This is a genomic window from Rhizobium zaerense (assembly GCF_051810725.1).
Lineage (GTDB): Bacteria > Pseudomonadota > Alphaproteobacteria > Rhizobiales > Rhizobiaceae > Rhizobium > Rhizobium leguminosarum_I.
The window spans coordinates 3,240,354-3,264,831 of record NZ_CM132690.1; the positions used below are offsets into that span (position 1 = coordinate 3,240,354).

The window sequence follows — 24,478 nt, forward strand, 5'->3', positions numbered from 1 at the left end:
AGAGGCTTCGAAGCCTTATTCGACGACTTTCGGCACCAGGAAAAAATTGTGGTCGGTGACGGGCGCATTGGCGACGATATCGGCTGCCTTGCTGCCGTCGGTCACCACGTCAGTCCGCTTCTTCATCGCCATTGGGGTCACCGAGGTCATCGCCTCGACGCCGTCGACATTCACTTCGGAGAGTTGCTCGACGAAGCCGAGGATGCCGTTCAGCTCGCCGACCATGCGATTTGCTTCGTCCTCGGAGACGGCAATACGGGCAAGGCGGGCGACGCGCTTCACGGTGGCAAGATCGACGGACATGGCATTCTCCGGGTAGGATTTTTCCTACCCGCTATAAAGGCCCTGTCCGCCTGACGCAACGGGGTTTCGTCAGATCGACAGGCTCTCGGAAGGCCTGATCGCCTTCACTTCGGTCTTCGATCCTTCCATGCCGGCAGCGAATTTTTCCGCCGTCTGGTCGATGATCGGGAAGGTGCCGTAGTGGCAGGGGATCGCGGTCTTGAAGTTGAAATAGCGCCGGCAGGCAAGGGCTGCCACAGCGCCGCCCATGGTAAAGCGGTCGCCGACCGGCACGAAGCCGATATCGGGCTGGTGCAATTCATTGATCAGCGCCATGTCGGAGAAGATGTCGGTATCGCCCATGGCAAGGATCGAGGCTTCGTCGTCGAAATGCAGCATCAGGCCGTTGGCGTTGCCGAGCGCGTGCGAGACACCGTCCTCGGTGATCTGGGCGGAAGAGTGCAGCGCGTTGGTGAAGGTTGCCGAGAAACTGCCGAGCGCGATCGTGCCGCCGGTATTGCCCATCTCGATCTTGTCGACGCCCTTGGAGCCGAGCCAGGCGGCGAGATCGGCATTGGCGAGAACGACGGCGCCGGTTTCCTTGGCGAGTGCCACGGTATCGCCGACATGATCGCCATGGCCATGCGTCAGCAGGATGTGGGTGATGCCGGCGGAAACATCCTTGATATCCTGGCCGGAAAAGGAGGCGTTATAGCTGAGGAATGGGTCGAGCAGGATCTTCGCCTTTGATGTCTCGATGCGGAAGGCGGAATGGCCGAGCCAGGTGATCTTCATGAAATGTCTCCTTTATTACGTGATGCAAAGCTAGTTTAGATGCTAAGGACATATCTTATGCGGCCGCAAAGAAAAGCGGCGGCGACTTCAATTTGTTTTGACGGGATGAGACGGCGATGACGGTGCTGACGATCGAGGAAATGGCCGAGACGCTTGCCCCGCGACAGGCAATTGCCGGCCTCGATCTCGGCACCAAGACGATCGGGCTTTCGATGTCCGATCTCGGGCGGCGTTTCGCCACGCCGCGCACGGTGATCCGCCGCGTCAAGTTCACCATCGATGCGCAGGCGCTGCTCGACTTCGCAGTAGCGGAAAAGGTCGCAGGCTTCGTCATCGGCCTGCCGATGAATATGGACGGATCGGTGGGTCCGCGCGTACAGGCGACGCGCGCCTTCGTGCGTAATATGGAGCAGAAGACGGCGCTGCCCTTCGTCTATTGGGATGAGCGGCTTTCGACGGTTGCCGCCGAACGGACGCTGCTCGAAATGGACGTTTCGCGCGCCAAGCGGGCCGAACGGATCGATTCGGCCGCGGCAAGCTTCATTCTTCAGGGCGCGCTCGACAGGCTTTCCTTGCTGGCAAGGTCTGACGGAGACGAATTCAGCGCCTGACGCGCCTTCCACCAGGCGATGATCGACTTGCGCTTGCGGAAGGCCAGGATGGTGAAGACGACGAGGCTGTCGACCGCGATCGCGCGGGCAACGAGCGGCGGGATAGACTCCGGCGGAATGCCGAGCGCCTTGCCGTAAAGCTGGAATGTCAGGTCATGGACCTGCCGCGTGAACATGAAGATGCCGAAACTCATATCGTAATAGGAGAGCCAGTACCATCCGCCCAGAAAGACGATGGGGCCGGCCCAGAAGACCAGAAACCACTTCATGCGGCCTCTCCTCCATGCTTGCGCGTCACGGGCAGATCGAGGGTGACCAACCAAGTCGACGATGCCATGATACAAAGCACCAGCGCCGGAATTGCGATATCCAGCGCCAGGACTGCGAAAAACATCATCGCCGTCACCAGGAACGCGGCTTTAGCGATCTTGATTCTCATGGGCGTCAACTCGGGGCTTCTACTCGTACATCTCTGCTCACCGCCACACTGTCGGGTTAACCAGGGCCCCCGCAACGTAAACCATTCGTTAAGGTTAACGTGGCCCCGCCCCCTGTGGATGAGGCAGGCATCAGCCGTAGACGCCGCGCACGATGCGCTTCAGCGCTAGTGCCGCCTTCTCCCAATCCTTGGATGTCTTCAGCGACAGGCCGGCGCACTGCCCGCCGGCTGCGGCGGCCAGCACGAGGTGCTGGATCGCGGCGATGACGACGGCGTTGACGGCAGCCGCATCCACGCCCTTCGGCGGCGCCAGCGAGCCGCGCATGCGCTCCAGCCAGAGAGCGAGCGCCTTCGAACGCGCTTCGGACAACCGCCTCACCTGTTCGGTGTTTTCAGAAATCTCCCAGGCGAGGATGCGGCGCATCAGCGGATCGGCCCTCAAGGCGTCGAGGAGGAGAAGCGACAGCCGCTCCATCAGGTCGCCATAGGTGAGCAGGAACATGCCGCCGGCGTCTTCCGGGATGCGATCCTTTACCCATGTGCCGAGATCGGTGCCGATCGCCTCGACCAAGCCGTCGAGGCCGCCATAGTAGCGATAGATCAACTGCTTGTCGCAACCGGCGCGGCGGGCAACCGCATTGATGCCGAAATTCTGGAAGCCTTCCTCGGCGAGCAGCCCCTTGGCGGCTGCAAGGATTGCGCGCTCGGTGGCGCCGCGATCACGCACCCGCCGTTCGGGCTCGCCGCCGGCCCCGGGTGAATTTTCAAGATTTACGGCTTCGTTCAGCATGATCGACCCTTCCCCGCTGTCACCAATCGGTGAGTAGCGGGGAGGCTTCATGCAATCAATCCTATCCCCTTGGGAAGATTGTGGATATTCCAGCCGGATCGTTGATTGTCGGTCGAACGGAGGTGGAAAGCGACACGCTGGACTGATCGGATCCGTCCAGAAATCTCGTCCTGGCGGTTGATCGTGATGGACGAACCCGGCATAGCTGCATTATGAACAAATCTAACAATCTCTGCTAAGGCCCTGCAATGGTGAACTATATCGAAGCCTCTACCGCGCCCCCGAAGAATACGGGCGCCATCCGGCTTTATGATGCTGAAGCATTCGAGGGTATGCGCAGGGCGTGTCAGCTGACCGCGCGCTGCCTCGATGCGCTTGCCGACATCGTCAAACCCGGCCTGCTGACCGATGAGATCGACAGGTTCGTCTTCGATTTCGGCATGGATCACGGCGCCTATCCGGCGACGCTGAACTATCGCGGCTACACCAAATCGACCTGCACCTCGATCAACCACGTCGTCTGCCACGGCATTCCCAACGACAAGCCGCTGCGTGACGGCGACATCGTGAATATCGACGTCACCTTCGTGCTCGACGGCTGGCACGGCGATTCCAGCCGGATGTACCCCGTCGGCGTCGTCAAGCGTGCTGCCGAGCGGCTGCTCGAAGTCACCTATGAATCGCTGATGCGCGGCATTGCCGCCGTCAGGCCCGGCGCCCGCACCGGCGCGATCGGCGAGGCGATCCAGACCTATGCGGAGGCCGAACGCTGTTCGGTGGTGCGCGATTTCTGCGGCCATGGCGTTGGCCGGCTGTTCCACGATTCGCCGAATATCCTGCATTACGGCCGTGCCAACGAGGGGCCGGAGCTGCGCGAAGGCATGATCTTCACCATCGAGCCGATGATCAACCTCGGTCGGCCGCATGTGAAGGTGCTGGCCGACGGCTGGACGGCGGTCACCCGCGACCGCTCGCTCTCGGCGCAGTACGAACACACCGTCGGCGTCACCTCCGACGGCTGCGAGATCTTCACGCTGTCGCCTGGCGGGCTCGACCGCCCCGGCCTGCCGTCACACAACGGGTGACGCTTCGATGGCGAAGGGCCCCGTTTCGACATCTTCCGACGACGAGCTGCCTTTCCCAACGCAAGAGTCCCTTGCCGCCGACGAACGCTCGTTTTTCGGCGGACACCCGCAAAAACCGGCCGGGCCGAATGCCAAGGCCGCCCTGCCCGCCTCGCTCGCCGCTCAGGAGCATTATCATGGCCATCGCGAGCGGCTGCGTGACCGCTTCCGCGAACAGGGCGACATCGCCCTTGCCGACTATGAAATCCTCGAACTGCTGCTTTTCCGGCTGATCCCGCGGCGTGACACCAAACCGATCGCCAAGGCGCTGATCGAACGGTTCGGCTCGCTCTCCGGCGTCTTCGGTGCGCCCCAGGCGCTGCTGATGGAAGTCAAGGGCGTCGGCGAGGCCGTGGCGCTCGACCTGAAGCTGATCTCGACTGTCGCCCACCGGACGCTGAAGAGCGAGCTCAGGAGCAAACAGGTTCTGTCTTCGTGGTCTTCGGTCATCCAGTATTGCCATGCCGCCATGGCGCACGAGACCCGCGAACAGTTCCGCATCCTCTTCCTCGACAAGCGCAATGTGCTGATCGCCGATGAGGTGCAGGGCCGCGGCACGGTCGACCATACGCCGGTCTATCCGCGCGAGGTGGTCAAACGCGCGCTCGAGCTTTCGGCAACGGCGATGATTCTAGTCCACAACCATCCCTCCGGCGATCCTACGCCATCGCGCGCCGACATCGACATGACGAAGGTGATCATCGATGCCGCCAAGGCGCTCGATATCACTGTCCACGACCACGTCATCATCGGCAAGGATGGCCATGTCAGCCTGAAGGGGCTGAAGTTGATCTGAAAGGCACAGGCCCGGCGGAACCGGCGGTCGTAAAACAATCTGTAACATTGACCGGCTAACGATGGACGGGTGACATTTTGCGTCGCAATATGATTCCTTTCCAATCCGGGGCTTGATGATGCTTCAGTACGATCTCGTTGTGGTGGGCAGCGGTCCAGCAGGGCGCCGCGGCGCGATCCAGGCGGCAAAACTCGGCAAGAAAGTGCTTGTCATCGAGCAGGGCAAACGCGTCGGCGGCGTGTCCGTGCATACCGGCACCATCCCTTCCAAAACGCTGCGCGAGACGGCGCTTAATCTTTCCGGCTGGCGCGAACGCGGCTTCTACGGCCGGTCTTACCGCGTCAAGGAAGAGATCAGTGCAGATGACCTGCGCCGCCGCCTGCTGATTACGCTCAACCACGAGGTCGAGGTGCTGGAACACCAGTTCGCCCGCAACCGCGTGCAGCATATTCGCGGCAAGGCGAGCTTCATCGATGCGTCGACGCTGCAGGTGATCAAGGATGATGGCGAGACCACGCAGGTCACCGGCGCCAGCGTGCTGCTTGCCGTCGGCACAAAGCCTTTCCGCCCAGATTACATACCCTTCGACGGCAAGACCGTTCTCGACAGCGACGAACTGCTCGACATCCAGGACCTGCCGCGATCAATGGTCGTCATCGGCGCCGGCGTCATCGGAATCGAATATGCGACGATCTTCAGCGCGCTCGACACCGCCGTCACCGTCATCGATCCGAAGGCGACGATGCTCGACTTCATCGACAAGGAAATCATCGAGGATTTTACCTACCAGCTGCGTGACCGCAACATGAAGCTGCTGCTCGGCCAGAAGGCCGACAAGGTGGAGAGGCTCGAAAACGGCAAGGTCGAACTGACGCTCGACAGCGGCCGACGCCTTACGACCGACATGGTGCTTTTCGCCGCCGGCCGCATGGGGGCAACCGATGCGCTGAACCTTCAGGCCATCGGCCTCGACGCCGACAGCCGCGGCCGTCTCAAGGTCAATCCGGAAACCTTCCAGACATCGGTTGCCAACATCTATGCCGCCGGCGACGTCGTCGGCTTTCCGAGCCTTGCCTCGACCTCGATGGAACAGGGCCGCATCGCTGCCCGCGTCGCGGTCGGCGCGGTCGCCAAGGAGCCGCCGAAATATTTCCCCTACGGCATCTATGCCGTGCCGGAGATTTCGACCTGCGGCCTGACCGAAGAAGAGATGAAGGAGCGCGGTATTCCCTATGAATGCGGCATCGCCCGCTTCCGCGAGACGTCGCGCGGTCATATCATGGGCCTCGACACCGGGCTTTTGAAGCTGATCTTCTCGCTGAAGACCCGCCGCCTGCTCGGCGTGCATATCGTCGGCGAAGGCGCCACCGAGCTGGTCCATATCGGCCAGGCGGTGCTCAATCTCAAAGGCACGGTCGAATATTTCGTCGAGAACACCTTCAACTACCCGACGCTTGCCGAAGCCTACAAGATCGCTGGGCTCGATGCCTGGAACCGGATGGGCGACATCAAGTCAGAACTTTAAAACGCATCATGTAGACGGCGGAGCTGTCGTCTAAATCCGGCCGCCAAACGGAGCCCAATGACATTGCGCATCATTTCGCTGAATGCATGGGGCGGCAGGCTGCATGAGGCCTTGATCGGCTATATCAGGCAAGCCGATCCGGATGTGCTGTGCCTGCAGGAAGTGCTGCGGGCGCCAGGTACTGGCGGCGGATGGTCGATCTATCGGGACGCAGGGCTGGAACTGCCGCAGCGCGCCAATCTGTTTACTGAGATCAGCACCGCCCTGCCCTGCCACGACGGCTTCTTCTGCCCGACCTCGAGAGGCGAACTCTTCGACGGCGATACCGCCATTGTCGCCGAATTCGGGCTGGCGACCTTCGTGCGCAAAACGCATTCCGTCATCGCCCAAGGGCTGGACTTCGTGCTTGGCGGTTTTTCCGCCAATGGCTGGGGCGAGCATCCGCGGCCGCGAAACGCCCATTGTTTCCGTCTCTTCAGCCCTGAGCACGCATCTACCGTGACGGTCGCCCACATGCATGGCCTGCGCGATCCCGCGGGCAAGGGCGATACCGCAGCGCGCGAGGAGCAGGCCGAGGCGCTGGTCAGGCTCATCGAGCGCGTCTGGCCCGGCGACGAAGGGCTCGTCCTCTGCGGCGATTTCAACGTGCTGCCTGACAGCGCGACCTTTGCGATTCTCGCCACACTCGGGCTTTCCGATCTCGTCACCGGAAACGGCCTTGTAGACACGCGAACCTCCTACTATCTGAAGCAGGGCCGCTTTGCCGACTACATGCTGGTGACGCCGGGGGTCAAGGTAGCCAAATTCGAGGTGGTCGAGGCGCCTGAAGTCTCCGACCATCGCGCATTGCTGCTCGATATCGGGTAGTATATTGAGGAATGATACACGTCGCGAAGCGTTCGCGCGCCGTGCCGTTTTTTACGCCTTAGTTTGACCTCACAAATGGCATTGATACGCGGTGCCTGATATATGCCTTCAACGCCATTTTGCCTTCGGGCAAAAGCTTCTAAAGAAAGATAGATACCCTTGTCCCATGTCTTGGAAGCTGCGCGCCGACGTTTTCAGCTGATCCTGATCAAGCCGTCGCATTATGACGATGACGGCTACGTCATCCGCTGGTGGCGGGCGATGATCCCCTCCAATTCGCTTGCGGCTCTTTACGGCATCGCCGCCGAATGTGCCGAGCGCAAGGTGCTCGGCGACGATACGGCGATCGACATCACCGTGATCGACGAAACCAATACGCGGATCGATATCGCCGGACTGCTGGCGCAGTTCAAGCGTCACGACAATTTCGGCATGATCGCGCTCGTCGGCGTCCAGACTAACCAGTATCCGCGCGCCCTCGATATCGCCCGTCCCTTCCGCGATGCCGGCCTGCCGGTTTCGATCGGCGGCTTTCATGTTTCCGGCTGCCTGTCGATGCTGGATGGCAAGGCGGTCGGGCTCGACGCCTGCCGCGACATGGGCATCTCGATGTTTGCCGGCGAAGCCGAGGGCCGGCTCGACATGGTGCTGCGCGACGCCGCCGCCGGCGAGCTGAAGCCGCTCTACAATTTCATGAACGACCTTCCCGGCATCGGCGGCACGCCGGTTCCCTTCCTGCCGAAGGACAATATCCAGCGCACGCTCGGGCTCAGCACCAGCTTCGATGCCGGACGTGGCTGTCCCTATCAGTGCTCGTTCTGCACCATCATCAACGTCCAGGGACGCAAGTCACGCTTCCGTTCGGCCGACGACGTCGAAAAGCTCGTGCGGATGAACTGGGCACAGGGCATCCACAAATTCTTCATCACCGACGACAATTTCGCCCGTAACAAGGATTGGGAAGCGATCTTCGACCGGTTGATCGAACTTAAGGAACGGGACGGCATTCCACTCGGCCTGATGATCCAGGTCGACACGCTCTGCCACAAGATCCCTAACTTCATCGAGAAATCCAGACGCGCCGGCGTCACCCGCGTCTTCATCGGCCTCGAAAACGTCAATCCGGACAATCTGACGGCCGCCAAGAAGAACCAGAACAAGATCACTGAATACCGCAAGATGCTGCTCGCCTGGAAGGCGCAAGGCATCATGACGCTCGCCGGTTATATCCTGGGCTTCCCGGCCGATACGCCGGAATCGATCCGCCGCGACATCGCGATCATCCAGGAAGAGCTGCCGCTCGACGTCATCGAATTTTTCATCCTGACGCCGCTGCCCGGCTCCGAGGACCATCAGGTCCTGTGGAAGAAGGGCATCGAGATGGATGCCGATCTCAACATCTACGACGTCGAGCACGTCTGCACCGCGCATCCCAAAATGAGCAAGCAGGAATGGGAAGACATCTACCACGAGGCCTGGTCGCTCTATTATTCGCCCGATCACATGAAGACGCTGCTGCGCCGCGCCGTGGCGACCGGGGTACCGCTGGCAAGGCTCGTCAAGGTTCTGGTCTCCTTCGCCACCACCGTGCCGCTGGAAAACGTGCATCCGCTGCAAAGCGGCCTGCTGCGCCTGAAGACGCCGTCGGAACGGCGCCCGGACCTGCCGCGCGAGAATCCGCTGGTTTTCTGGCCGCGCTTTGCTTGGGAAACCTTCCGCAAACATGCTTCGCTCGCCGGCACGATCATTGGCCTGACGATTTCGGCGTTCCTGATTTCACGCGATGCGAAGTCGAAGACCTATGTGGATCAGGCTTTGACGCCAGTCGCCGACGACGAAGAGGAAACGCTCCACCTCTTCACACAGACCGCAGGCGGCGCCGCAGCCGTGAGCCATGTCAGGAAAGTCGCGCAACTGACAGCGCATTGAGCGGCAATTCTTGAACGGCGGCTGACGCCCGAAAACATGAGCGGCATCAAACTCTAAAGCGCGTCACATGAATCAAGTTTGACAACGCTTCGAAGGCTCCGACCTTGGTGGCCGTTTAAGCGACTTGGATCATCTTGGCCGTCTCGGCCACTTGCAGCGTGTCGACGAATTCGACGATCTTGACCAGTTTCCCATCCCGGAAATGGATCTTGTCGATGAATTCCGTATGGAAGCTCACGCCCGATGGGATGTGCCTAACCTCGCCTTCACGGTGGGCAAAGACCATATGCTCATCCTCGTCCACATAGATAGCTGTCCTGATATTCGATAGATCCCATACCGTGATAAGCTGCGTCATCGCTTGGCGAAAATCATGCCCGCTTGATTCAGTCGAAAAAGGCGCCAGCCGTGTATTGCCGACCATGCGAAAGGTGCAAACCTCGCCGATCAGCGCCAGCGTAGCTTCGACATCGCCACGGTCACGCACGGCATAGATTTCTTCCACCAGCTTCTTCATGTCATGCTTTGCAGTCATTTTCAGGTCCCTCCACCATCAGGAAATCTGCATCGAATTGTACTTTCGCGCAACTCTTTGTTGTTTCGAATGCATAAACACAATGGGGTAGCCGGCGAGAAATGAACTGCCCTGGACAATAAAAAAGGCCCCGCACGACGGCGAGGCCTCTCAAACTTTACTGCATGATTCCTTAAATCGGAATCCGATTTAAGGACAAAATCATGCAGCAACTCAAAGTGTTACAGCGTCCTTTGCGCGTCTGAAAAGACGCGCGGCGCTGTAGAACTGAAAAGCGACTATTCGGCGCTTTCGTCAGCCGCCTTCTTCTTCGGAGCAGCCTTCTTCTTCGGTGCGGCTTCTTCGCCTTCACCGGCGTCCGCTGCTTCGGCCTTGGCGGCAGCCTTCTTCTTTGGCGCGGCCTTCTTGGTCTCGGCCTTCGCTTCGCCTTCTTCCTCGGCGAGCAGCTCTTCCTTGGTCACCTTCTTGTCGGTGACATCGATTTCGGTCAGCAGGTGATCGATGACCTTCTCTTCGAAGATCGGTGCGCGGATCGAAGCGGCGGCACCCGGCTGGCTGCGGAAGAATTCGAGGATCTGCTTTTCCTGGCCCGGATACTGGCGCAGCTGATCGTAGATGGCGCGCTGCATTTCGTCTTCGCTGACTTCGACGCCGGCCTTTTCGCCGATTTCGGAGAGAACGAGGCCGAGGCGAACGCGGCGCTCGGCAAGCGTCTTGTATTCCTCGCGAGCCTTCTCCTCGGTCGTGTCTTCGTCCTCGAAGGTCTTGCCGGACTGGGCGAGGTCGTTGTTCACCTGGCTCCAGATGCCGTTATATTCGGCGTCGACGAGCGAGTTCGGGGTGTCGAACTTGTACATCTCGTCCAGCTGGTCGAGGATCTGGCGCTTCAGCTTCTGGCGGGTCAGCGAGCCGTACTGCGATTCGATCTGGCCACGGACGATTTCCTTCAGGCGATCGGCGGATTCGATGCCGAGCTTGGAAGCGAGTTCGTCGTTGATCTCGACATCGGCAGGTGCGGCGACTTCCTTGACTGTGACGTCGAAGGTCGCTTCCTTGCCGGCGAGGTTCTTGGCCGGATAGTCGGCCGGGAAGGTCACGGTGATGGTCTTCTCATCGCCGGCCTTGACGCCGACGAGCTGGTCTTCAAAGCCCGGGATGAAGCGGCCGGAGCCGAGCACCAGTTCAGCGCCCTGATCGGTGCCGCCTTCGAAGGCTTCGCCGTCGACCTTGCCGACATAATCCATGGTGATGCGGTCGCCGTTCGCGGCCTTGCCGGTCTTGGTCTCGTAGGCGCGAGCGCTTTCGGCGACCTTCAGGACCTGCTCGTTGACTTCGTCGTCCGAGATGTCGATGACTTCGCGCGTGACCTTGATGCCCTTGACCGACTTCAGTTCGATCGGCGGCAGCACTTCATAGGAAAGCGTGAATTCGAAATCCTGCTCGGCAGCGAGGATCTTGTCGGCTTCGTCCTTGTCTTCCGTCATGGCGATTTCCGGCTGCGTGGCCGACTTCTCGCCGCGGCTGGACAGGATGGCGGCCGGCTGCTCGCGGACGATCTCGTTGACGAGGTCGGCCATGATCGACTTGCCGTAGACCTTCTTCAGGTGAGCGGCGGGGACCTTGCCCGGACGGAAGCCGTTGATGCGAACCTTGTCCTTCACATCGGCAAGACGCTCATTCATCTTGTCTTGCATGTCCTTGGCCGGGATAACGACCTTGATTTCGCGCTTCAGCCCTTCAGCGAGCGTTTCGATAACCTGCATGTCTTCCTACCTTCATTTCGTGGCGGCCGTGCCCAGACGCCGTTCGTTTCGATGAGCACGACGCCGGCGATCCTGCCGCGCGTGGCTTTTCCCAATTCCTGTATCATTCCGCCCAAAGGGGAACGGCACTCGCGGGCTATTCGGGACAACTCTCGGCTGCCCTAAGCCGACCGATTTCAGTCTCCCGCCTGCAAACAGCTTGGTGCGGGTAGAGAGACTTGAACTCCCACGCCTTGCGGCACCAGAACCTAAATCTGGCGTGTCTACCAATTTCACCATACCCGCGTTCACAAAACCGCATGCCTATGCCTGCGCATGAGGCCTTCCGGAGCGCGGCGTCTCTATATCACCCGATTTGGTCGAGGCAAAGGAAAAATGAACGGCAAATGACAGGGGATTTGCGGCCCTGGAGCCGCACTCCTCCGAAGTGCCGCCCGATCAGTAAAGCGGCTCGTCGTAAACCGGCTTGCCGTCAACGAGAAGGCTGCAGATCTGTGCGCTTCCATCCGGCGAGACACGCACTGCGATGGCGACGTTGCCGTCATTGCGGGCCTCCTCGATCGGCTTGCCCTCGCCTTCTGGAACGTAGTAGCGCTCGATGCCGTATTCGACACGCATGCTGTCGCCGGCGGCAAGTCCGCCACTATAAAATGGCTGGCTGCGCAGGATCACGGTCTCCGGCTGCAGAGGCAGTTCGTGAAAGGACGATTCGATCACCGTCCAGAAACCGTCTTCCTGCTTCTTCAACCGGACCCATAGCACGCGTTCGCCTGGCTCTGCCGGAATGCCACCGGAGACCGTCTGCACCGGCACAGAGGAAATGTCGTAGTTCAAGACGACATAATCGCCGCGCAGGAAATCACGCGGATCGACGGGCGCCGTCTTCAGCAGCACTTCTGCGCCATCGCTGAGGATCGACGCCCGGCTCTGGATGATTGTGCCGAGGATCAGGGTCTGCAGACCGGCGACGATAATCGCCGAAAGCAGATAGCCCTTGCCGGATGGCAGCCTTGCCATGAACGAGTTCATGCGCCCTCCCCCTGTGCATTCGCCGAAAAACGCCGCTCGAGACGGATGACGATCCAGGCGACAAGTGCCACCACGAGACCGGAGAAGAGGAAGAGGCTCGACGTGCCGAGGATCGAGCCGACGGTGACGGAGGCGAGATAGAGCATCTCCGCGGCAAAAATCGTATAAGCGAGATAACGCACCGCGCCATTATCCCTGCCATGCAGGGCAATCGCCAGCACCGAAGCGGCAAGTGTCGCCACTCCGAGCACCACCAGCCGCCAGCCGTCCTCGATCTCGATATGCAGCAGCAGCAAGCCGATCCCGGCGACAAGGAAGCTGTAGAAGGCCGGGGCCGCGCCGGCGCTCCTGACCAGGGAGGCAATAGGCCGGAGCGGCAACGCCGTCAGCACGAACGCCGCCATGCCGCCGATCGCGAAGGCAAGCGCCACGGCGATCTCCTCATAAAGAGTGTAGAGCCAGGCGAGCCAGCCGATCAGCAGCAGATAGGCGAGATGGCGGGCCCGCTCGGCGCCGGTATAACGCACCAACCCGATGACGATTGCCGCCATGAGAGGCGCCATCCAGGGATCGAAGCCTATCCAATGCGTGTCGTGGTTCTCAAGATAGAGGGCAAACGACGCCCAGGAGAGGACGCCCGCGACGACGGCCACTGCGCCCGAACGGAACAGGATCGCCGAGATCGTCGCGATGGCGAACCAGAGATACATTACCGTCTGTTCATCGCCGGAGAGATGATACATCTGGCCGACCAGCGAGATGGCGCCGCCGAAGCTCATCGCGCCGATGACCAGCAACCCTCCTGCCGCCGCCGTCGCACCGCGGGCGAGCAGACGGGCAGCGGCGATGTGCACGACCCAGATCAGGGCAAGGATGGCGCCGACGCGGACGAGGCGCGGGATGGCCTCCCAATTGGAGGCGACGACCAGCAGGATGGCGGCGGCAAGCAGCACCGCCGCCAGCGCCATCAGCACCCGGCCGAGGCTGAAGCTTGCCGGGCGGCTATCATATTCGGCGAGAAGCGCGCCCGCCGTTTCCTGCCTGAGCAGGCCTTTGCCTACCCAGAGCGAGAGATCCCGCTCCAATCTGCCGCGATACATGCCCTACCCCTTATTTCTGCAACGCCGACTGCGGCCTGCGGCTCACGCCGTTATAGACGCAGGACCGGTGTCCGCAAACGCTCTGCAACAAACATACAAGTTCCTCACTGGTCTAAATAGTACCGAGTGTTAACCAGCCGCTAACGCCAGAAGCGCTAATATAAGCCTATGGACGGAGAGATATGCGTATTTCGCATATCCGGCATGAATTTATTGCGCTGCACAATATTCATTAGCCATACTATTGAACAACACATCAAAGCACGGGGATGGCGCCCCGGCCCGGCACTAGCCGGAGGCCCGCGGATGCTTTGTCCGTGACGAGATCTGCAGTCGCGCACTCCTCCTCCCAGCGCGCTGCGATAGACTGGCAACACTCCTCCTCCCAGTTGTCAGTCACCATAACACGCCCGCCGGATCCTCCCCCGGCGGGCGTTTTTGTATAGCCAAAGCTTCATTAAGGCCTTGGCGGTGAGAGGATTTTCGTCGCAGGGCGCCGTCATGCCACATTGTCGTCACGCCGCACCACCAACCCCGCGAAGGGGTGGGCGACTTCCAATCCGAAGCGGAACGCCTCTTTGCAGCGGAAGGACGAGCGGAATCACCGGAGGAAGCAGCGTTTTCTGCTATGGCACTTCATTCGCCTCTCCAAATCGAACTGCTTTCTCAAAAGTCATTCTGCCTATTCGTTGGCCAAAAAATGGTAAGTCTGCGTCAAATACCTTTTGAGCATTGCATATCTCGCATAGGTGATCTGAAAACTTGGCTGTTTTAGTCTTTCGCATCGCAACATATATTCCAGTTATCAAATAGAGGTCAGCGCCGATCGGTGGCTGCTGGCGAATAAAACCCTCGGAAAGGGGCTTAACATGAACTTCTCTCGCTCTTTCAATAACTGGCGCAAGTATCGTCAGACCGTCACGGAACTCGGCCGCATGACCAACCGCGAATTGCACGATCTCGGCATCGACCGTTCGGACATCCATCGCGTTGCCCGTGAGGCTTCTCACCGCTAATTCCAGGCGATCCGCTGCTCCTCCCAAGCAGGATTATTCTCGATTGAAACGCCCGCTGTATCCGCAGCGGGCGTTTTCTTTTGTCTGCACGTGGTGGCCGCGGTGGTTGCATGTTTTTCCGCTTGTTTAGCCCGCTCAAAAAATATCCTCTGCTTAATTGAAGAGCATCATAGTGCACAATTGCATGGCAGACGCCTTTTATTTGCACTGCACAATCGGACGGTTCTCGCCTATATAAACATCAACCGCAGAGAGACAGGCGATCCCGCCGTCCCGCGGACATAGGAAGAAGACAATGAACCCGATCCGCATTGCAAGAAGCTGGCTCAGCTACCGTCGCACGCTCAATGAACTCGGCGGCCTTTCGAACCAGACCCTGTCCGATATCGGCGTTAGCCGCTACGACATCCGGAATATCGCATCCCGCTCGTTCCGCTAATAGCGAGTACGATGCTTCCAAGACGGCGCCCCAGGGCGCCGTTTTTGATTTCGGGGTGTTGGATCGCACCGGCCGACATGATATCAGCCCGGAATGAACACGATCTCCTCCTATTCCCCTATCCACGTCGTCGGCGGTGGGCTTGCAGGTTCGGAAGCCGCCTGGCAGATCGCCAATTCCGGCGTTCCGGTCCTCCTGCATGAAATGCGCGGGGTGCGCGGCACGGATGCGCACAAGACCGATGGTCTTGCCGAACTTGTCTGCTCCAATTCTTTCCGGTCCGATGATGCGACCAGCAATGCCGTCGGCGTCATCCATGCTGAGATGCGCATGGCGGGCTCGCTGATCATGGCCGCTGCCGATCGATGCCAGGTACCGGCCGGTGGTGCGCTCGCCGTCGATCGCGACGGTTTCTCCGAGGCAGTGACCAAAGCGGTCCATGACCACCCGCTGATCACCGTCGTGCGTGAAGAGGTCACCGGCCTGCCGCCGAAGGATTGGGATCTTGCCATCGTCGCCACCGGACCGTTGACGGCGCCGTCGCTCGCGAGTGCCATCCAGGCGGAAACCGGCGAGGATCTGCTCGCCTTTTTCGACGCCATCGCGCCGATCGTCTACCGCGAGAGCATCGACATGGATATCTGCTGGTATCAGTCGCGCTACGACAAGGTCGGCCTGGCGGCACCGGCAAGGATTACATCAACTGCCCGATGGACGAGGCGCAGTACAATGCCTTCGTTGACGCGCTGATATCAGGCGACACGGTCGGCTTCAAGGAATGGGAGGGTACGCCTTATTTCGACGGCTGCCTGCCGATCGAGGTGATGGCCGAACGCGGCCGCGAGACACTGCGCCACGGACCGATGAAGCCGATGGGGCTGACGAACGCGCATAATCCGACGGTCAAGGCCTATGCCGTCGTGCAACTGCGGCAGGACAATGCACTTGGCACGCTCTACAATATGGTTGGCTTCCAGACGAAGCTGAAATATGGCGCACAGGCTGACATCTTCCGGATGATCCCGGGTCTGGAAAATGCGGAATTCGCCCGTCTCGGCGGGCTTCACCGCAATACCTATATCAACTCCCCTACCTTGCTCGACCCGTCGCTGACGCTGAAATCGCGGCCCGGCCTGCGTTTCGCCGGCCAGATCACCGGCTGCGAGGGTTATGTGGAAAGCGCCAGCGTCGGGCTGTTGGCCGGGCGTTTCGCCGCCGCCGAACGCAAGGGTGAGGCGATCTCGCCGCCGCCGGCGACGACAGCGCTCGGCTCGCTGCTCGGTCATATCACCGGCGGACACCTGGTCACCGACGAAGAGCCGGGCAAACGATCGTTCCAGCCGATGAACATCAATTTCGGGCTGTTTCCGGAGCTCCAGCCGGGTTCGATCGTCAAGCCTGAAGGCGTCAAGCGCTTTCGTGGCAAGGACAAGACGATCATGAAGCGGCAGTTGATCGCCCGGCGCGCTCTTACAGATTGCGCCGCCTGGCTGGGTCAAGAATCGACGCTTGCCGAAAGCGCCTGACCGGCGTTTTCAAACGCGTCGCATCGAACCGGTTCATGCGACCCGCTCGAAGTCTTTGCCTTTATGCATGTCGTCCTCCCAAAACCGCTGCACACTTTTGGGCGACATGCATTACTGCTTGTTCGCCGCCGAAATATTGCCTGTCGGCAGATCTTTATCCGGCTCTGCGATATAATTGCCGAGCAGCCAAAGCGAAACCTCCGAAGCTTCCTTGGCGGAAGCGAATTCGAAATCAGCGTTGTGATAGGGTGCATCGAGGAAGTCGATCACCAGTCCCCGGCCCGTTTCCGAGCCCACCACGCGCACCCGACCCGGCTCGATCAGATGGCAGGCGAAGTGGCGCGACATGTTGCGCATGAAGCCCGCCTTGTTGTCATGCAGGCGCACGAAGACCGCCTGACCGTTTTCCGTCGCCTGCAACTGACGGATCGCCTCGTTCGGAAAGGCGCGACCGAATTCGATGATGGCGAGGCCCGTGTCATGCAGGCCGTCTTCCTTGTTCTGCGCGGCCATGCGCGTTGCCACAAAAGCAATGAAAATGACGATGGCGAAAAGAACGCACCAGACGATAATGCCCACGCCGAGTCTCCGTTCAAAGGGTAGCGGTGGAAGCCTTGTAACGCGCGAGACTTGCGCGAATTTGACCGATATCAGATTTTCCGGCGGGTTGCTGCCAGTCCCATTCGCAGCTGGCGGCGCCATTGCGGCGGCTGCAGCGGTCGGTCGAACAGCAACGCGCCTCGCTTCTGCGCTTTGACGAGCACCGGTTCGGCAAGCGTCGCCGGCAGGAAGGCTGGAAAGACGGCCGGCGCAATCGGCCCCGCCGCCCTCGCCTTCACCAGATGTTCGCGACCAAGACCGGCTAAGGCCTCGATGGCAGCAGAGATGCGCGGCCTGTCTTTTCCAGCAAGGAAGGCATCGCGATCGAGACCGGTGGCGGAAAGGATCTGCAGCGGAATATACACCTGGCCGCGGCGGCGATGCAGCGGCATCAGCAGCAGCAATCCGGCGACCGCCTGGGCGACGCCGGCATGGCCGGCGGCGTCGGCCGATCGTGCGGCTTCCTCCGGCGACAGCACGAGACTTGCGAGCTGGATTAGGGCCGATGCCGTTTCACCGGCATAGCCTTCAAGCGAAAGGCGTGTCTCCATCGGATCGTCATAGAGATCGAAGGTGCGGGCCTCGATCATGTCGATCAGCGTCTTGCGCGGCAGGCGGTGCGTTTCGATCGCGGTCAGAAGGGCTGCTGCGACGGGATTGGCTGCCGTCGAGCCGTGTGCGCTGCCTTCCAGCAGGTCGTGCCAATATTGTAGCCGCACCTCGCCGGGCAACGGCTCGTGCACGAGATCGCGGATGCGGGCAAGCTCGGCATTGAAGGCATAAAGAGCTGCAAGCGCGCCGCGCTTTTCCTCCGGCGACAGCAGACAGGCGAGATAGCGGTCGCGATCGCTGTCACGCAGCATCGCCAGGCAGATCTCCTGGTTCATCGCAATATGCGCTTCAGTCATCGTCAGACCGCAATCAATGCCGCGGCGACGGCGCGTTGCTCGGCGAGCATGATATTGAAGGTGCGGACTGCAGCGCCGGTGCTCATCGGATCGGAGGAGATGCCGCGCGACTTCAGCGCCAGCCTCAATTCCTCGGGCAGACGGCGAAGCTCGGTTCCGGTACCGACGAGCAGAACCTCGATATCGGCGGCCTCATCCAGCACCCGGCGAAAATTTTCAGGCGACAGCGGTTTCGACATGTCCATGTCCCAGCCATGAATGCCGGAGGGCAGGCAAAGGATCGAGCCGCGATGCGACATGTCGGCAAAACGAAAGCCGCCATTGCCATAAGCATCGATCGGAGCGCGCCCGGGGAAATGCGCGGCGCGGATTTCTATGCCTTTTGCCATGTTTTCAAACCACCGTGCCGGATTTTACACCAGCATCCGTCTTGTTGCTCTCTTCCCCGTCGGAAGCCTCCGGCCGCAGCCGGAAGACGATCAACACGGGAGCGGCGATATAGATCGAAGAGAAGGTGCCGAGAGCGACGCCGAAGAGCATCGCAAAGGTGAAGGAACGGATGACTTCGCCGCCGAAGAGAAAGAGCGCCAGCAAGGCGATCAGCGTCGTCGCCGCGGTCAAAACGGTGCGCGACAGCGTCTGGTTGATCGATGCATCGATCAGGATCGGCAGCGGCATCTTCTTGTATCGCTTCAGATTCTCGCGCATTCGGTCGTAGACCACGACCGTATCGTTCAGGGAATAACCGACGATGGTCAGCACGGCGGCGATGCTCGTCAGGTTGAACTCGATGCCGGTGAGGACGAAGAGACCGAGCATGATGATGACGTCGTGCAGCGTTGCGACGATGGCGCCGACCGCGAATTGCCATTCGAAGCGGATCCAGATGTAGATCAGGATCGCCGCAAGTGCTGCCAGCACGCCGAGCGTCGCCATCATCGTCAATTCGCCCGAGATGGCGGGGCCGACGACTTCGACGCGGCGAAAATCATAATCTTCCTGGAGCTCGCCGCGCACCAGCGTCGCCGACGACTGCTCGGCATTTTCGCCGCCGCCCTGGGAAGCGATGCGGATCCGCGCATTCGACGGCCCGCCCGTGCGTTCGACACGGATCTCACCGAGATTGAGATCGTTGAGGCGCTCGTGGAGATCGGCGATGTCGGCATTGCCCTGCTTTGCCGTCACCTCGATGAGCGAGCCGCCGGTGAAATCAATGCCGAGATGCAGTCCGACGGTAGCAAAGGCGGCCATGGCGATCAGCGAGATGACCGCCGACGCCGTAAAGACATAACGGCGGATCCCCATGAAACGGATATTGGCGTGTTCGAAAAGATGGGTCAGCACGCTCTTCGGCAGATGCCGGGGATGGCGCCTTCTCAGCCAGACGGCAACGATCGAGCGCGTCAGCGTGAAAGCCGTGAAAACGGTCGTCAGGATGCCGACCGCCAGCGTCACCGCGAAACCGCGGATGGATTCGCTGCCAAGGAAAAAGAGGATGATGGCGGCGATGAAGATCGTCACATTCGCGTCGACGATCGTTGCAAATGCGCGCGAGAAACCGCGGCCGACGGCCTCGGCAAAGAAATGGGTGGTTTTTTCCTCTTCGCGGATGCGCTCGTAGATCAGTACGTTCGAATCGACCGCCATGCCGACGATCAGCACGATGCCGGCAATCCCGGGCAAGGTGAGCGTCGCACCGACAAGACTGAGCACCGCGACGATGAGGATCAGGTTGAGGAAGAGCGAGACGACGGCGATGATGCCGAGAATACGATAGAGGGCGATCATCAGTGCTGCGACCAGCACGACGGCGACAAGGCCGGCAACGAGACCGTTGAAGATGGAATCGGCGCCGAAGCTCGGGCTGACGCTGCGTTCCTCAACGCTCGTCAGCGTCGCCGGCAAGGCGCCGGCGCGCAGCATGATCGCAAGGTCGCGGACGCCGTCCTCGGAGAAGTTTGCCGAAATCCGGCCCTCGCCGCCAGTGATCGCCGCATCGATGACCGGTGACGACATCACCTGGTCGTCGAAGACGATGGCAAGGTGCTTGCCGATATTCTGCTCCGTCGCCTGCGCCAGCCGCTGTGTGCCTTCCGCATCGAGACGGTAGGCAATCGAGGTCTCCTGCGTCTGCGGATCGACGATGGGCTCGATATCGATCATGTTGCTGCCGGTGACAAAAGCCGTGCGGTCGACGAGATAGGGAATCGGCGGATCGTCGAGGGAATAAAGGACTTGCGACGTTGCAGGCCAGCGGCCGTTCAGCGCCTCCTGCCCCGACATGCTTTCGTCAATCAGATGAAAGGAAAGCTTGGCGGGCTGGTTCAGGATGTTCTTCAGCCGCTCGGCGTCGACCGATCCCAGCACCTGCATGACGATGCGGTCGGCGCCATCGGGGCGAACGAGGAAATTTTCATAGCCGAATCCGGCGATGCGGCGGCCAACGATATCGAGCGAGCGGCTCCGGGCGGAAGCGACATCAGCGGTAATGCCGGCGTCGGAAATCTGCAGTGAGAGTTGCCCCTCCTCGCCCTGCCGAAGCGCGACCTCAGATCCGGAATGTCCACCAACCGTCGTCAACGGCTTCAGGAGATCGACCGCCGCCTGTGTCTGGGCCGGATCGGTGATGCGGACGGTGACGGTCTGGTCATTGCCGGTCAGCCCAGTATAGCGGATGCCGGCGCCGCGTAGCGCGTTACGCACATTGGCGACCAACTCCTCCAGGCGGTCCTTGACGACATCGGAACGCTCGACCTTCAGAACGATATGCGAGCCGCCCTGCAGGTCGAGACCGAGCGTCAAGCGGTCGTGCCCCAACCAGTCCGGCAGGGAGGATCGCTGCGCCTCAGTCAGCAGATTGGGCGCAGCGATGACGATGGCCGCAAACGCGACCAGCCAAATCAGAAGTGTTTTCCAGCGGGAAAAATGCAACATTCTCTCGACGATCTTCCGATCCGGCGGTCCTGCCGTTATCGCTTGTTACGCCGCGTCGGCCTTGACCGGTTCACCCTTGACGCGAATTTCGGAGATGCCGCTGCGGACAATGCGCACACGCACGCCATCAGCGATCTCGACTTCGACTTCCTTTTCGTCAACGACCTTGGTGACCTTGCCAACGAGACCGCCGCCGGTGACGACCTGGTCGCCGCGACGGATCGCCTTCAGGGTTTCCTCACGCTTCTTTGCCTGTGCGCGCTGCGGACGGATCAGCAGGAAGTACCAGACGACCATCAGCGGCACGAACAGGATGATCATTTCGAAACCGGAGCCGCCGAATCCCGTTGCGGTATCGGTCGCGCTCTGGGCGAATGCCGGGGTGATGAACATGCTAAACTCCTCAGGCTTGGGCGGCGGAGCTCCGCCTCTCTTTTCAGGTTGCCGGACTATAGTTACGGCTTCGATGAATGCAACAGAAACAGCCGGAAACAGTACCGATTCCGCTGCCTCATAACCTTTCCGCCGTCAAAACGCCATGCTAAAGCGCGTCGCATCGAACTTGATCGATGCGACGCGCTTTAGATCTTTTGTTTTCAAGCATGTCGTTATCCCGGAACCGCTCCACACTTCCGGGCGACATGCATTAGCGGCATCGAAAGATCAAAGCGGATTGCCGCAGTGAGAAATCAGGAGGCCACCGATGACCGAGGAAATCAACACAGCCCTGCTCGCCGAACTGAGACGGCTCGCTGACGCCGTCGAACGTCTTGCCGGACCGGCACCTGCCCTCAACGATTGGGACGCTGCCGACTGTTTCGTCTGGGTGCCATTGCGCCAGCATCTGCAGCCGGTCAAGAAGCCGAACCGGGTGGCGTTGACGCTCATCCGCGGCGTCGATCATGTGCGCGACATCCTGCATGAAAATACGGTGCGTTTCGCCGAGGGGTATCCCGCCAACAATGTGCTGCTCTGGGGCGCGCGCGGCATGGGCAAATCCTCGCTGGTCAAAGCCGTCCACGAAGATGTCAGGCGCGAAAGCAGCATCTTGCTGAAGCTGGTCGAAGTCCATCGCGAGGATATCGCCAGCCTTCCCCATCTGCTCGACCTCCTGAAGGACACGCCCTACCGCGTGATCGTCTTCTGCGACGATCTTTCCTTCGATCACGACGACACTGCCTACAAGTCGCTGAAGGCGGCACTCGACGGCGGCGTCGAAGGGCGGCCGGACAATGTGCTGTTCTACGCCACCTCCAACCGGCGCCACCTTCTGCCGCGCCACATGATGGAAAACGAGCAGTCGACGGCGATCAATCCATCGGAGGCGGTCGAGGAGAAGGTTTCGCTTTCCGACCGCTTCGGCCTCTGGCTCGGCTTCCACAAATGCAGCCAGGAGGATTATCTCGGCATGATCGATGGCTATGCCGATCATTTCAAGCTCGGGCTCGAACGCGACAAGATGCATGCCGAGGCGCTGGAATGGGCAACGACCCGCGGCGCCCGCTCCGGCCGTGTCGCCTGGCAGTATATCCAGGACTTGGCCGGGCGCATGCGCGTTCACATCGACAGAGCCTGAAATAACAAAAGCCCGGCTGTTGGCCGGGCTTTTGCGCTTCCTGGTACGCAGTACCTATTCCAGGAAAGTCATCGGGTTGACCGGGGACGCGTCCTTGCGCACCTCGAAATGGACCTGCGGCTGCTTGACGTCGCCGCTCATACCGGAGACGGCGACGGTCTGGCCGCGCTGGATCTTCTGGCCGCGGGTGACGCTCAGCGTATCGGCGTTGCCGTAGACGGTGACAGTGCCGTCGTCGTGACGGACGAGAACGGTGTTGCCGAGTTCCTTCAGGCCGTTGCCGGCATAAATGACGACGCCGTTTTCAGCGGCCTTGATCGGCGTGCCCTGCGGTACCGAGATGTCGATGCCGTCATTGCGGTTGCCGTTGACGTTGGCGCCGTATGAAGCAATGACCTGGCCGCGCACCGGCCAGCGGTATTTGCCGATGCCGGTTGATTCCGGTGCGGCGGAGCTGACGTCCGACTTCTTCTCGGCATCGTCGACGGTCTGGGTAGCGGCCGGCGCCTTATAGGGCGCGGGCTGAACGGACGCCGTCTGCTGGGCAGCCGCCGGCTGGGTCTGCTTCGAATCGACCTTCTCGGCCGGGATCGACGCGGTCTTGATATTGTCGGCGGTGCCGTTCGGGATCTTCAGGGCCTGACCGATGCGGAGCGAGTTGGCCGATAGATTATTGGCGGCCTTGAGGTCGTCGACATTGCTGCCAGTCGCCTTGGCAATCTTCGCCAGGGAATCACCTTGCTTGACGACATAGGTGCCGGCAGGCGCCTTCGGATCCTTGCCGGTGCCGGCGGGAATTTTGCCGGTGGTATCGGCACTCGCCAGCGTCTTGTCGCGGGCTGAATTGGCGCCTGGAATGACGGCAACGTTCTGCTCAGGCGTCTTCGGCGCCTCCGGCATCTTGGCGGGCTTGGAAAGGTCAGCCGCTTGCGATGCCGCCTTGGCGGCATTGCCGCCGTTGAAGGTCGGGATCAGGATCGCCTGGCCAGGCTGGGCGGCAGATGCCGTCCTCAGAGCATTGACGCGCAGAATTTCTTTTTCCGGGACGCCGAAACGCCTGGAGAGCGTGGCGATGCTTTCACCCGGACGCAGCGTCACGGAAGGCGCGTTGGTCGCGGACCAGCCGGAAACCTTCGGCGTCGTGCCGGTCGTCAGCGTATCGGGCGTCATCTTCGGCGCAGCCGGCGCGACCAATCGCGGCTTTTCAGCCTGCGGCGCAGACGGGAAAGGCTGGGCGAGCGCGACTTCCTTTTCCCGCTGCCGGGAGGGGGCAACAGCCGTCGGCGCCGCCAACTCGGAACGCTGCACCGAGACCGGCGCCGAAGCGAGACGCGCGCTCGAGCTCGACGTGCGGGTCGGATCGTAACCCTGGCGTGCGGGATAAGGCTGGTTCAGCGCGTCATTGCCGCCGCCGTAGCCCGACTGGCTGGCAACGGCCGAACCGCCGAGATCGGCGCGCGGCACCGGATCGCCCTGAGAACCGTTCATATTCCTGCGCGGAATGGAACTTGTGGTGATCTGGTCCTGCCCGGAGGAGGAAAACAAGCCGCCAAACCGTGTCACATCGGAACTACAGCCCGTTGCGGCACTTGCCAGCAGGCCAACAACCAGAAGGTTACCGGCCGACTTCCCGAACTTTGGCGAAAGATTGAAACGCATGACTCGACCCACTGAGAACGCAACCATTTGTGAGTCTATTAAAACGCGTTAGTATTACCACGCGGTTAAGATGCTGGAATCAGTGCGATATTTTTGAGAAGTTGATAACCATAGCTTACGGGTGAAAAATCGCAGTGTGCCGAGCATGATCCCAAAAAGCCTGAGTGGCTTTCGCACAACCTCATCCTCTGGTTTTTTGTTGGTCGGATTTCAGGCCGATGCGGCCTGAAGTCGT

The 24,478-nt window shown here is 60.7% G+C and carries 24 protein-coding genes, 1 tRNA gene and 1 pseudogene; 10 read left to right on the forward strand and 16 right to left on the reverse strand.

What is annotated here, in order from left to right; translation table 11 throughout:
- Positions 1-15 precede the first annotated feature (15 nt).
- Positions 16-303 (reverse strand): Asp-tRNA(Asn)/Glu-tRNA(Gln) amidotransferase subunit GatC, encoded by a 288-nt coding sequence (gene gatC / locus ACS4RR_RS15730; RefSeq protein WP_170280575.1) that lies wholly within the window; start codon positions 301-303, stop codon positions 16-18.
- Positions 304-372: 69 nt separating this feature from the next.
- On the reverse strand, positions 373-1,077 hold the full coding sequence (locus ACS4RR_RS15735; protein ID WP_456189000.1) for a metal-dependent hydrolase: 705 nt from the start codon (positions 1,075-1,077) through the stop codon (positions 373-375).
- 116 nt (positions 1,078-1,193) lie between these two features.
- Here ACS4RR_RS15735 and ruvX point away from each other — a divergent pair, with 116 nt between their 5' ends.
- On the forward strand, positions 1,194-1,688 hold the full coding sequence (ruvX, locus tag ACS4RR_RS15740) for a Holliday junction resolvase RuvX (RefSeq protein ID WP_456189001.1): 495 nt from the start codon (positions 1,194-1,196) through the stop codon (positions 1,686-1,688).
- Here ruvX and ACS4RR_RS15745 read toward each other — a convergent pair.
- From ACS4RR_RS15745 to ACS4RR_RS15755, 3 genes are all read right to left on the reverse strand, one after another.
- Positions 1,625-1,957, reverse strand: a complete 333-nt coding sequence (locus tag ACS4RR_RS15745; protein ID WP_170277951.1) for a DUF6105 family protein — start codon at positions 1,955-1,957, stop codon at positions 1,625-1,627. The two genes, ruvX and ACS4RR_RS15745, sit on opposite strands and share 64 nt — an antisense overlap.
- A complete protein-coding gene (locus ACS4RR_RS15750) occupies positions 1,954-2,127 on the reverse strand; it encodes a hypothetical protein (RefSeq protein WP_170261388.1) in 174 nt (57 codons plus the stop codon). Before ACS4RR_RS15750 ends, ACS4RR_RS15745 begins: the two co-directional genes overlap by 4 nt.
- A gap of 130 nt (positions 2,128-2,257) precedes the next feature.
- Positions 2,258-2,917 carry a TetR/AcrR family transcriptional regulator gene (locus ACS4RR_RS15755; RefSeq protein ID WP_456189002.1) on the reverse strand — a complete coding sequence of 220 codons (660 nt, stop codon included), beginning with the start codon at positions 2,915-2,917 and terminating at the stop codon, positions 2,258-2,260.
- A 248-nt stretch (positions 2,918-3,165) separates the two neighbouring features.
- Between ACS4RR_RS15755 and map the strand changes: the two genes are divergently transcribed.
- The 5 genes from map (at position 3,166) to ACS4RR_RS15780 (ending at position 9,158) form a co-directional block, all read left to right on the forward strand.
- On the forward strand, positions 3,166-4,002 hold the full coding sequence (map, locus tag ACS4RR_RS15760; RefSeq protein WP_012757260.1) for a type I methionyl aminopeptidase: 837 nt from the start codon (positions 3,166-3,168) through the stop codon (positions 4,000-4,002).
- Positions 4,003-4,009: 7 nt separating this feature from the next.
- Positions 4,010-4,837 carry a RadC family protein gene (gene radC / locus ACS4RR_RS15765; protein ID WP_456189003.1) on the forward strand — a complete coding sequence of 276 codons (828 nt, stop codon included), beginning with the start codon at positions 4,010-4,012 and terminating at the stop codon, positions 4,835-4,837.
- 118 nt (positions 4,838-4,955) lie between these two features.
- Complete coding sequence (gene sthA, locus ACS4RR_RS15770; RefSeq protein ID WP_024320668.1) at positions 4,956-6,362, forward strand: Si-specific NAD(P)(+) transhydrogenase; 1,407 nt, start codon at positions 4,956-4,958, stop codon at positions 6,360-6,362.
- A 57-nt stretch (positions 6,363-6,419) separates the two neighbouring features.
- A complete protein-coding gene (locus ACS4RR_RS15775) occupies positions 6,420-7,229 on the forward strand; it encodes an endonuclease/exonuclease/phosphatase family protein (RefSeq protein ID WP_456189004.1) in 810 nt (269 codons plus the stop codon).
- 159 nt (positions 7,230-7,388) lie between these two features.
- Complete coding sequence (locus tag ACS4RR_RS15780) at positions 7,389-9,158, forward strand: B12-binding domain-containing radical SAM protein (protein ID WP_456189005.1); 1,770 nt, start codon at positions 7,389-7,391, stop codon at positions 9,156-9,158.
- Positions 9,159-9,273: 115 nt separating this feature from the next.
- On the opposite strand, the gene ACS4RR_RS15785 is transcribed toward ACS4RR_RS15780, so the two are convergent.
- From ACS4RR_RS15785 to ACS4RR_RS15805, 5 genes are all read right to left on the reverse strand, one after another.
- Positions 9,274-9,693: a nuclear transport factor 2 family protein gene (locus ACS4RR_RS15785; RefSeq protein ID WP_456189006.1), complete on the reverse strand. Its 420-nt coding sequence runs from the start codon at positions 9,691-9,693 to the stop codon at positions 9,274-9,276.
- A gap of 278 nt (positions 9,694-9,971) precedes the next feature.
- Positions 9,972-11,456 carry a trigger factor gene (tig, locus tag ACS4RR_RS15790; protein ID WP_456189007.1) on the reverse strand — a complete coding sequence of 495 codons (1,485 nt, stop codon included), beginning with the start codon at positions 11,454-11,456 and terminating at the stop codon, positions 9,972-9,974.
- A gap of 200 nt (positions 11,457-11,656) precedes the next feature.
- Positions 11,657-11,741: transfer RNA gene (locus ACS4RR_RS15795), tRNA-Leu, on the reverse strand.
- Between the two features lie 153 nt (positions 11,742-11,894).
- On the reverse strand, positions 11,895-12,485 hold the full coding sequence (locus ACS4RR_RS15800; protein ID WP_456189008.1) for a GDYXXLXY domain-containing protein: 591 nt from the start codon (positions 12,483-12,485) through the stop codon (positions 11,895-11,897).
- Positions 12,482-13,585: a DUF2157 domain-containing protein gene (locus tag ACS4RR_RS15805; protein WP_222383830.1), complete on the reverse strand. Its 1,104-nt coding sequence runs from the start codon at positions 13,583-13,585 to the stop codon at positions 12,482-12,484. The genes ACS4RR_RS15800 and ACS4RR_RS15805 overlap by 4 nt, the downstream gene beginning before the upstream one ends.
- Positions 13,586-14,454: 869 nt before the next feature.
- Between ACS4RR_RS15805 and ACS4RR_RS15810 the strand changes: the two genes are divergently transcribed.
- The 3 genes and pseudogenes from ACS4RR_RS15810 (at position 14,455) to trmFO (ending at position 16,566) form a co-directional block, all read left to right on the forward strand.
- The gene (locus tag ACS4RR_RS15810) at positions 14,455-14,601 is read left to right on the forward strand and encodes a DUF1127 domain-containing protein (protein ID WP_003539019.1); all 147 of its coding nucleotides are present in this window, start codon (positions 14,455-14,457) and stop codon (positions 14,599-14,601) included.
- Between the two features lie 295 nt (positions 14,602-14,896).
- The gene (locus ACS4RR_RS15815; protein ID WP_003539017.1) at positions 14,897-15,040 is read left to right on the forward strand and encodes a DUF1127 domain-containing protein; all 144 of its coding nucleotides are present in this window, start codon (positions 14,897-14,899) and stop codon (positions 15,038-15,040) included.
- A 93-nt stretch (positions 15,041-15,133) separates the two neighbouring features.
- Positions 15,134-16,566, forward strand: a pseudogene (trmFO, locus tag ACS4RR_RS15820) (methylenetetrahydrofolate--tRNA-(uracil(54)-C(5))-methyltransferase (FADH(2)-oxidizing) TrmFO).
- Between the two features lie 111 nt (positions 16,567-16,677).
- Here the strand turns inward: trmFO and ACS4RR_RS15825 are convergent.
- From ACS4RR_RS15825 to yajC, 5 genes are all read right to left on the reverse strand, one after another.
- Positions 16,678-17,145 carry a hypothetical protein gene (locus tag ACS4RR_RS15825; protein ID WP_017964066.1) on the reverse strand — a complete coding sequence of 156 codons (468 nt, stop codon included), beginning with the start codon at positions 17,143-17,145 and terminating at the stop codon, positions 16,678-16,680.
- 71 nt (positions 17,146-17,216) lie between these two features.
- On the reverse strand, positions 17,217-18,074 hold the full coding sequence (locus tag ACS4RR_RS15830; protein ID WP_260110738.1) for a phytoene/squalene synthase family protein: 858 nt from the start codon (positions 18,072-18,074) through the stop codon (positions 17,217-17,219).
- Between the two features lie 2 nt (positions 18,075-18,076).
- Positions 18,077-18,463, reverse strand: coding sequence for an Mth938-like domain-containing protein (locus tag ACS4RR_RS15835; protein WP_003539009.1), 387 nt, complete (start codon positions 18,461-18,463; stop codon positions 18,077-18,079).
- Between the two features lie 4 nt (positions 18,464-18,467).
- On the reverse strand, positions 18,468-21,008 hold the full coding sequence (gene secDF / locus ACS4RR_RS15840; protein ID WP_260110737.1) for a protein translocase subunit SecDF: 2,541 nt from the start codon (positions 21,006-21,008) through the stop codon (positions 18,468-18,470).
- Positions 21,009-21,053: 45 nt separating this feature from the next.
- The gene (yajC, locus tag ACS4RR_RS15845) at positions 21,054-21,401 is read right to left on the reverse strand and encodes a preprotein translocase subunit YajC (protein WP_003558894.1); all 348 of its coding nucleotides are present in this window, start codon (positions 21,399-21,401) and stop codon (positions 21,054-21,056) included.
- A 310-nt stretch (positions 21,402-21,711) separates the two neighbouring features.
- On the opposite strand from yajC, the gene ACS4RR_RS15850 reads away from it, so the two are divergent.
- Complete coding sequence (locus tag ACS4RR_RS15850; RefSeq protein ID WP_260110736.1) at positions 21,712-22,584, forward strand: ATP-binding protein; 873 nt, start codon at positions 21,712-21,714, stop codon at positions 22,582-22,584.
- Between the two features lie 54 nt (positions 22,585-22,638).
- Here ACS4RR_RS15850 and ACS4RR_RS15855 read toward each other — a convergent pair whose 3' ends face one another.
- Positions 22,639-24,243: a M23 family metallopeptidase gene (locus ACS4RR_RS15855; RefSeq protein ID WP_170280563.1), complete on the reverse strand. Its 1,605-nt coding sequence runs from the start codon at positions 24,241-24,243 to the stop codon at positions 22,639-22,641.
- Positions 24,244-24,478: the final 235 nt, after the last annotated feature.

What these genes read in the sequence shown, in the direction of transcription:
- ACS4RR_RS15805 (WP_222383830.1), bottom strand. Translation starts at nt 13,585, where the DNA reads ATGTATCGCGGCAGATTGGAGCGGGATCTCTCGCTCTGGGTAGGCAAA.
- radC (WP_456189003.1), top strand. Translation starts at nt 4,010, where the DNA reads ATGGCGAAGGGCCCCGTTTCGACATCTTCCGACGACGAGCTGCCTTTC.
- ACS4RR_RS15855 (WP_170280563.1), bottom strand. Translation starts at nt 24,243, where the DNA reads ATGCGTTTCAATCTTTCGCCAAAGTTCGGGAAGTCGGCCGGTAACCTT.
- gatC (WP_170280575.1), bottom strand. Translation starts at nt 303, where the DNA reads ATGTCCGTCGATCTTGCCACCGTGAAGCGCGTCGCCCGCCTTGCCCGT.
- ACS4RR_RS15755 (WP_456189002.1), bottom strand. Translation starts at nt 2,917, where the DNA reads ATGCTGAACGAAGCCGTAAATCTTGAAAATTCACCCGGGGCCGGCGGC.
- ACS4RR_RS15800 (WP_456189008.1), bottom strand. Translation starts at nt 12,485, where the DNA reads ATGAACTCGTTCATGGCAAGGCTGCCATCCGGCAAGGGCTATCTGCTT.
- ACS4RR_RS15850 (WP_260110736.1), top strand. Translation starts at nt 21,712, where the DNA reads ATGACCGAGGAAATCAACACAGCCCTGCTCGCCGAACTGAGACGGCTC.
- ACS4RR_RS15750 (WP_170261388.1), bottom strand. Translation starts at nt 2,127, where the DNA reads ATGAGAATCAAGATCGCTAAAGCCGCGTTCCTGGTGACGGCGATGATG.
- ACS4RR_RS15785 (WP_456189006.1), bottom strand. Translation starts at nt 9,693, where the DNA reads ATGACTGCAAAGCATGACATGAAGAAGCTGGTGGAAGAAATCTATGCC.
- ACS4RR_RS15775 (WP_456189004.1), top strand. Translation starts at nt 6,420, where the DNA reads ATGACATTGCGCATCATTTCGCTGAATGCATGGGGCGGCAGGCTGCAT.
- tig (WP_456189007.1), bottom strand. Translation starts at nt 11,456, where the DNA reads ATGCAGGTTATCGAAACGCTCGCTGAAGGGCTGAAGCGCGAAATCAAG.
- map (WP_012757260.1), top strand. Translation starts at nt 3,166, where the DNA reads ATGGTGAACTATATCGAAGCCTCTACCGCGCCCCCGAAGAATACGGGC.
- ACS4RR_RS15810 (WP_003539019.1), top strand. Translation starts at nt 14,455, where the DNA reads ATGAACTTCTCTCGCTCTTTCAATAACTGGCGCAAGTATCGTCAGACC.
- ruvX (WP_456189001.1), top strand. Translation starts at nt 1,194, where the DNA reads ATGACGGTGCTGACGATCGAGGAAATGGCCGAGACGCTTGCCCCGCGA.
- secDF (WP_260110737.1), bottom strand. Translation starts at nt 21,008, where the DNA reads ATGTTGCATTTTTCCCGCTGGAAAACACTTCTGATTTGGCTGGTCGCG.
- ACS4RR_RS15735 (WP_456189000.1), bottom strand. Translation starts at nt 1,077, where the DNA reads ATGAAGATCACCTGGCTCGGCCATTCCGCCTTCCGCATCGAGACATCA.
- ACS4RR_RS15745 (WP_170277951.1), bottom strand. Translation starts at nt 1,957, where the DNA reads ATGAAGTGGTTTCTGGTCTTCTGGGCCGGCCCCATCGTCTTTCTGGGC.
- ACS4RR_RS15815 (WP_003539017.1), top strand. Translation starts at nt 14,897, where the DNA reads ATGAACCCGATCCGCATTGCAAGAAGCTGGCTCAGCTACCGTCGCACG.
- ACS4RR_RS15830 (WP_260110738.1), bottom strand. Translation starts at nt 18,074, where the DNA reads ATGACTGAAGCGCATATTGCGATGAACCAGGAGATCTGCCTGGCGATG.
- ACS4RR_RS15835 (WP_003539009.1), bottom strand. Translation starts at nt 18,463, where the DNA reads ATGGCAAAAGGCATAGAAATCCGCGCCGCGCATTTCCCCGGGCGCGCT.
- sthA (WP_024320668.1), top strand. Translation starts at nt 4,956, where the DNA reads ATGCTTCAGTACGATCTCGTTGTGGTGGGCAGCGGTCCAGCAGGGCGC.
- yajC (WP_003558894.1), bottom strand. Translation starts at nt 21,401, where the DNA reads ATGTTCATCACCCCGGCATTCGCCCAGAGCGCGACCGATACCGCAACG.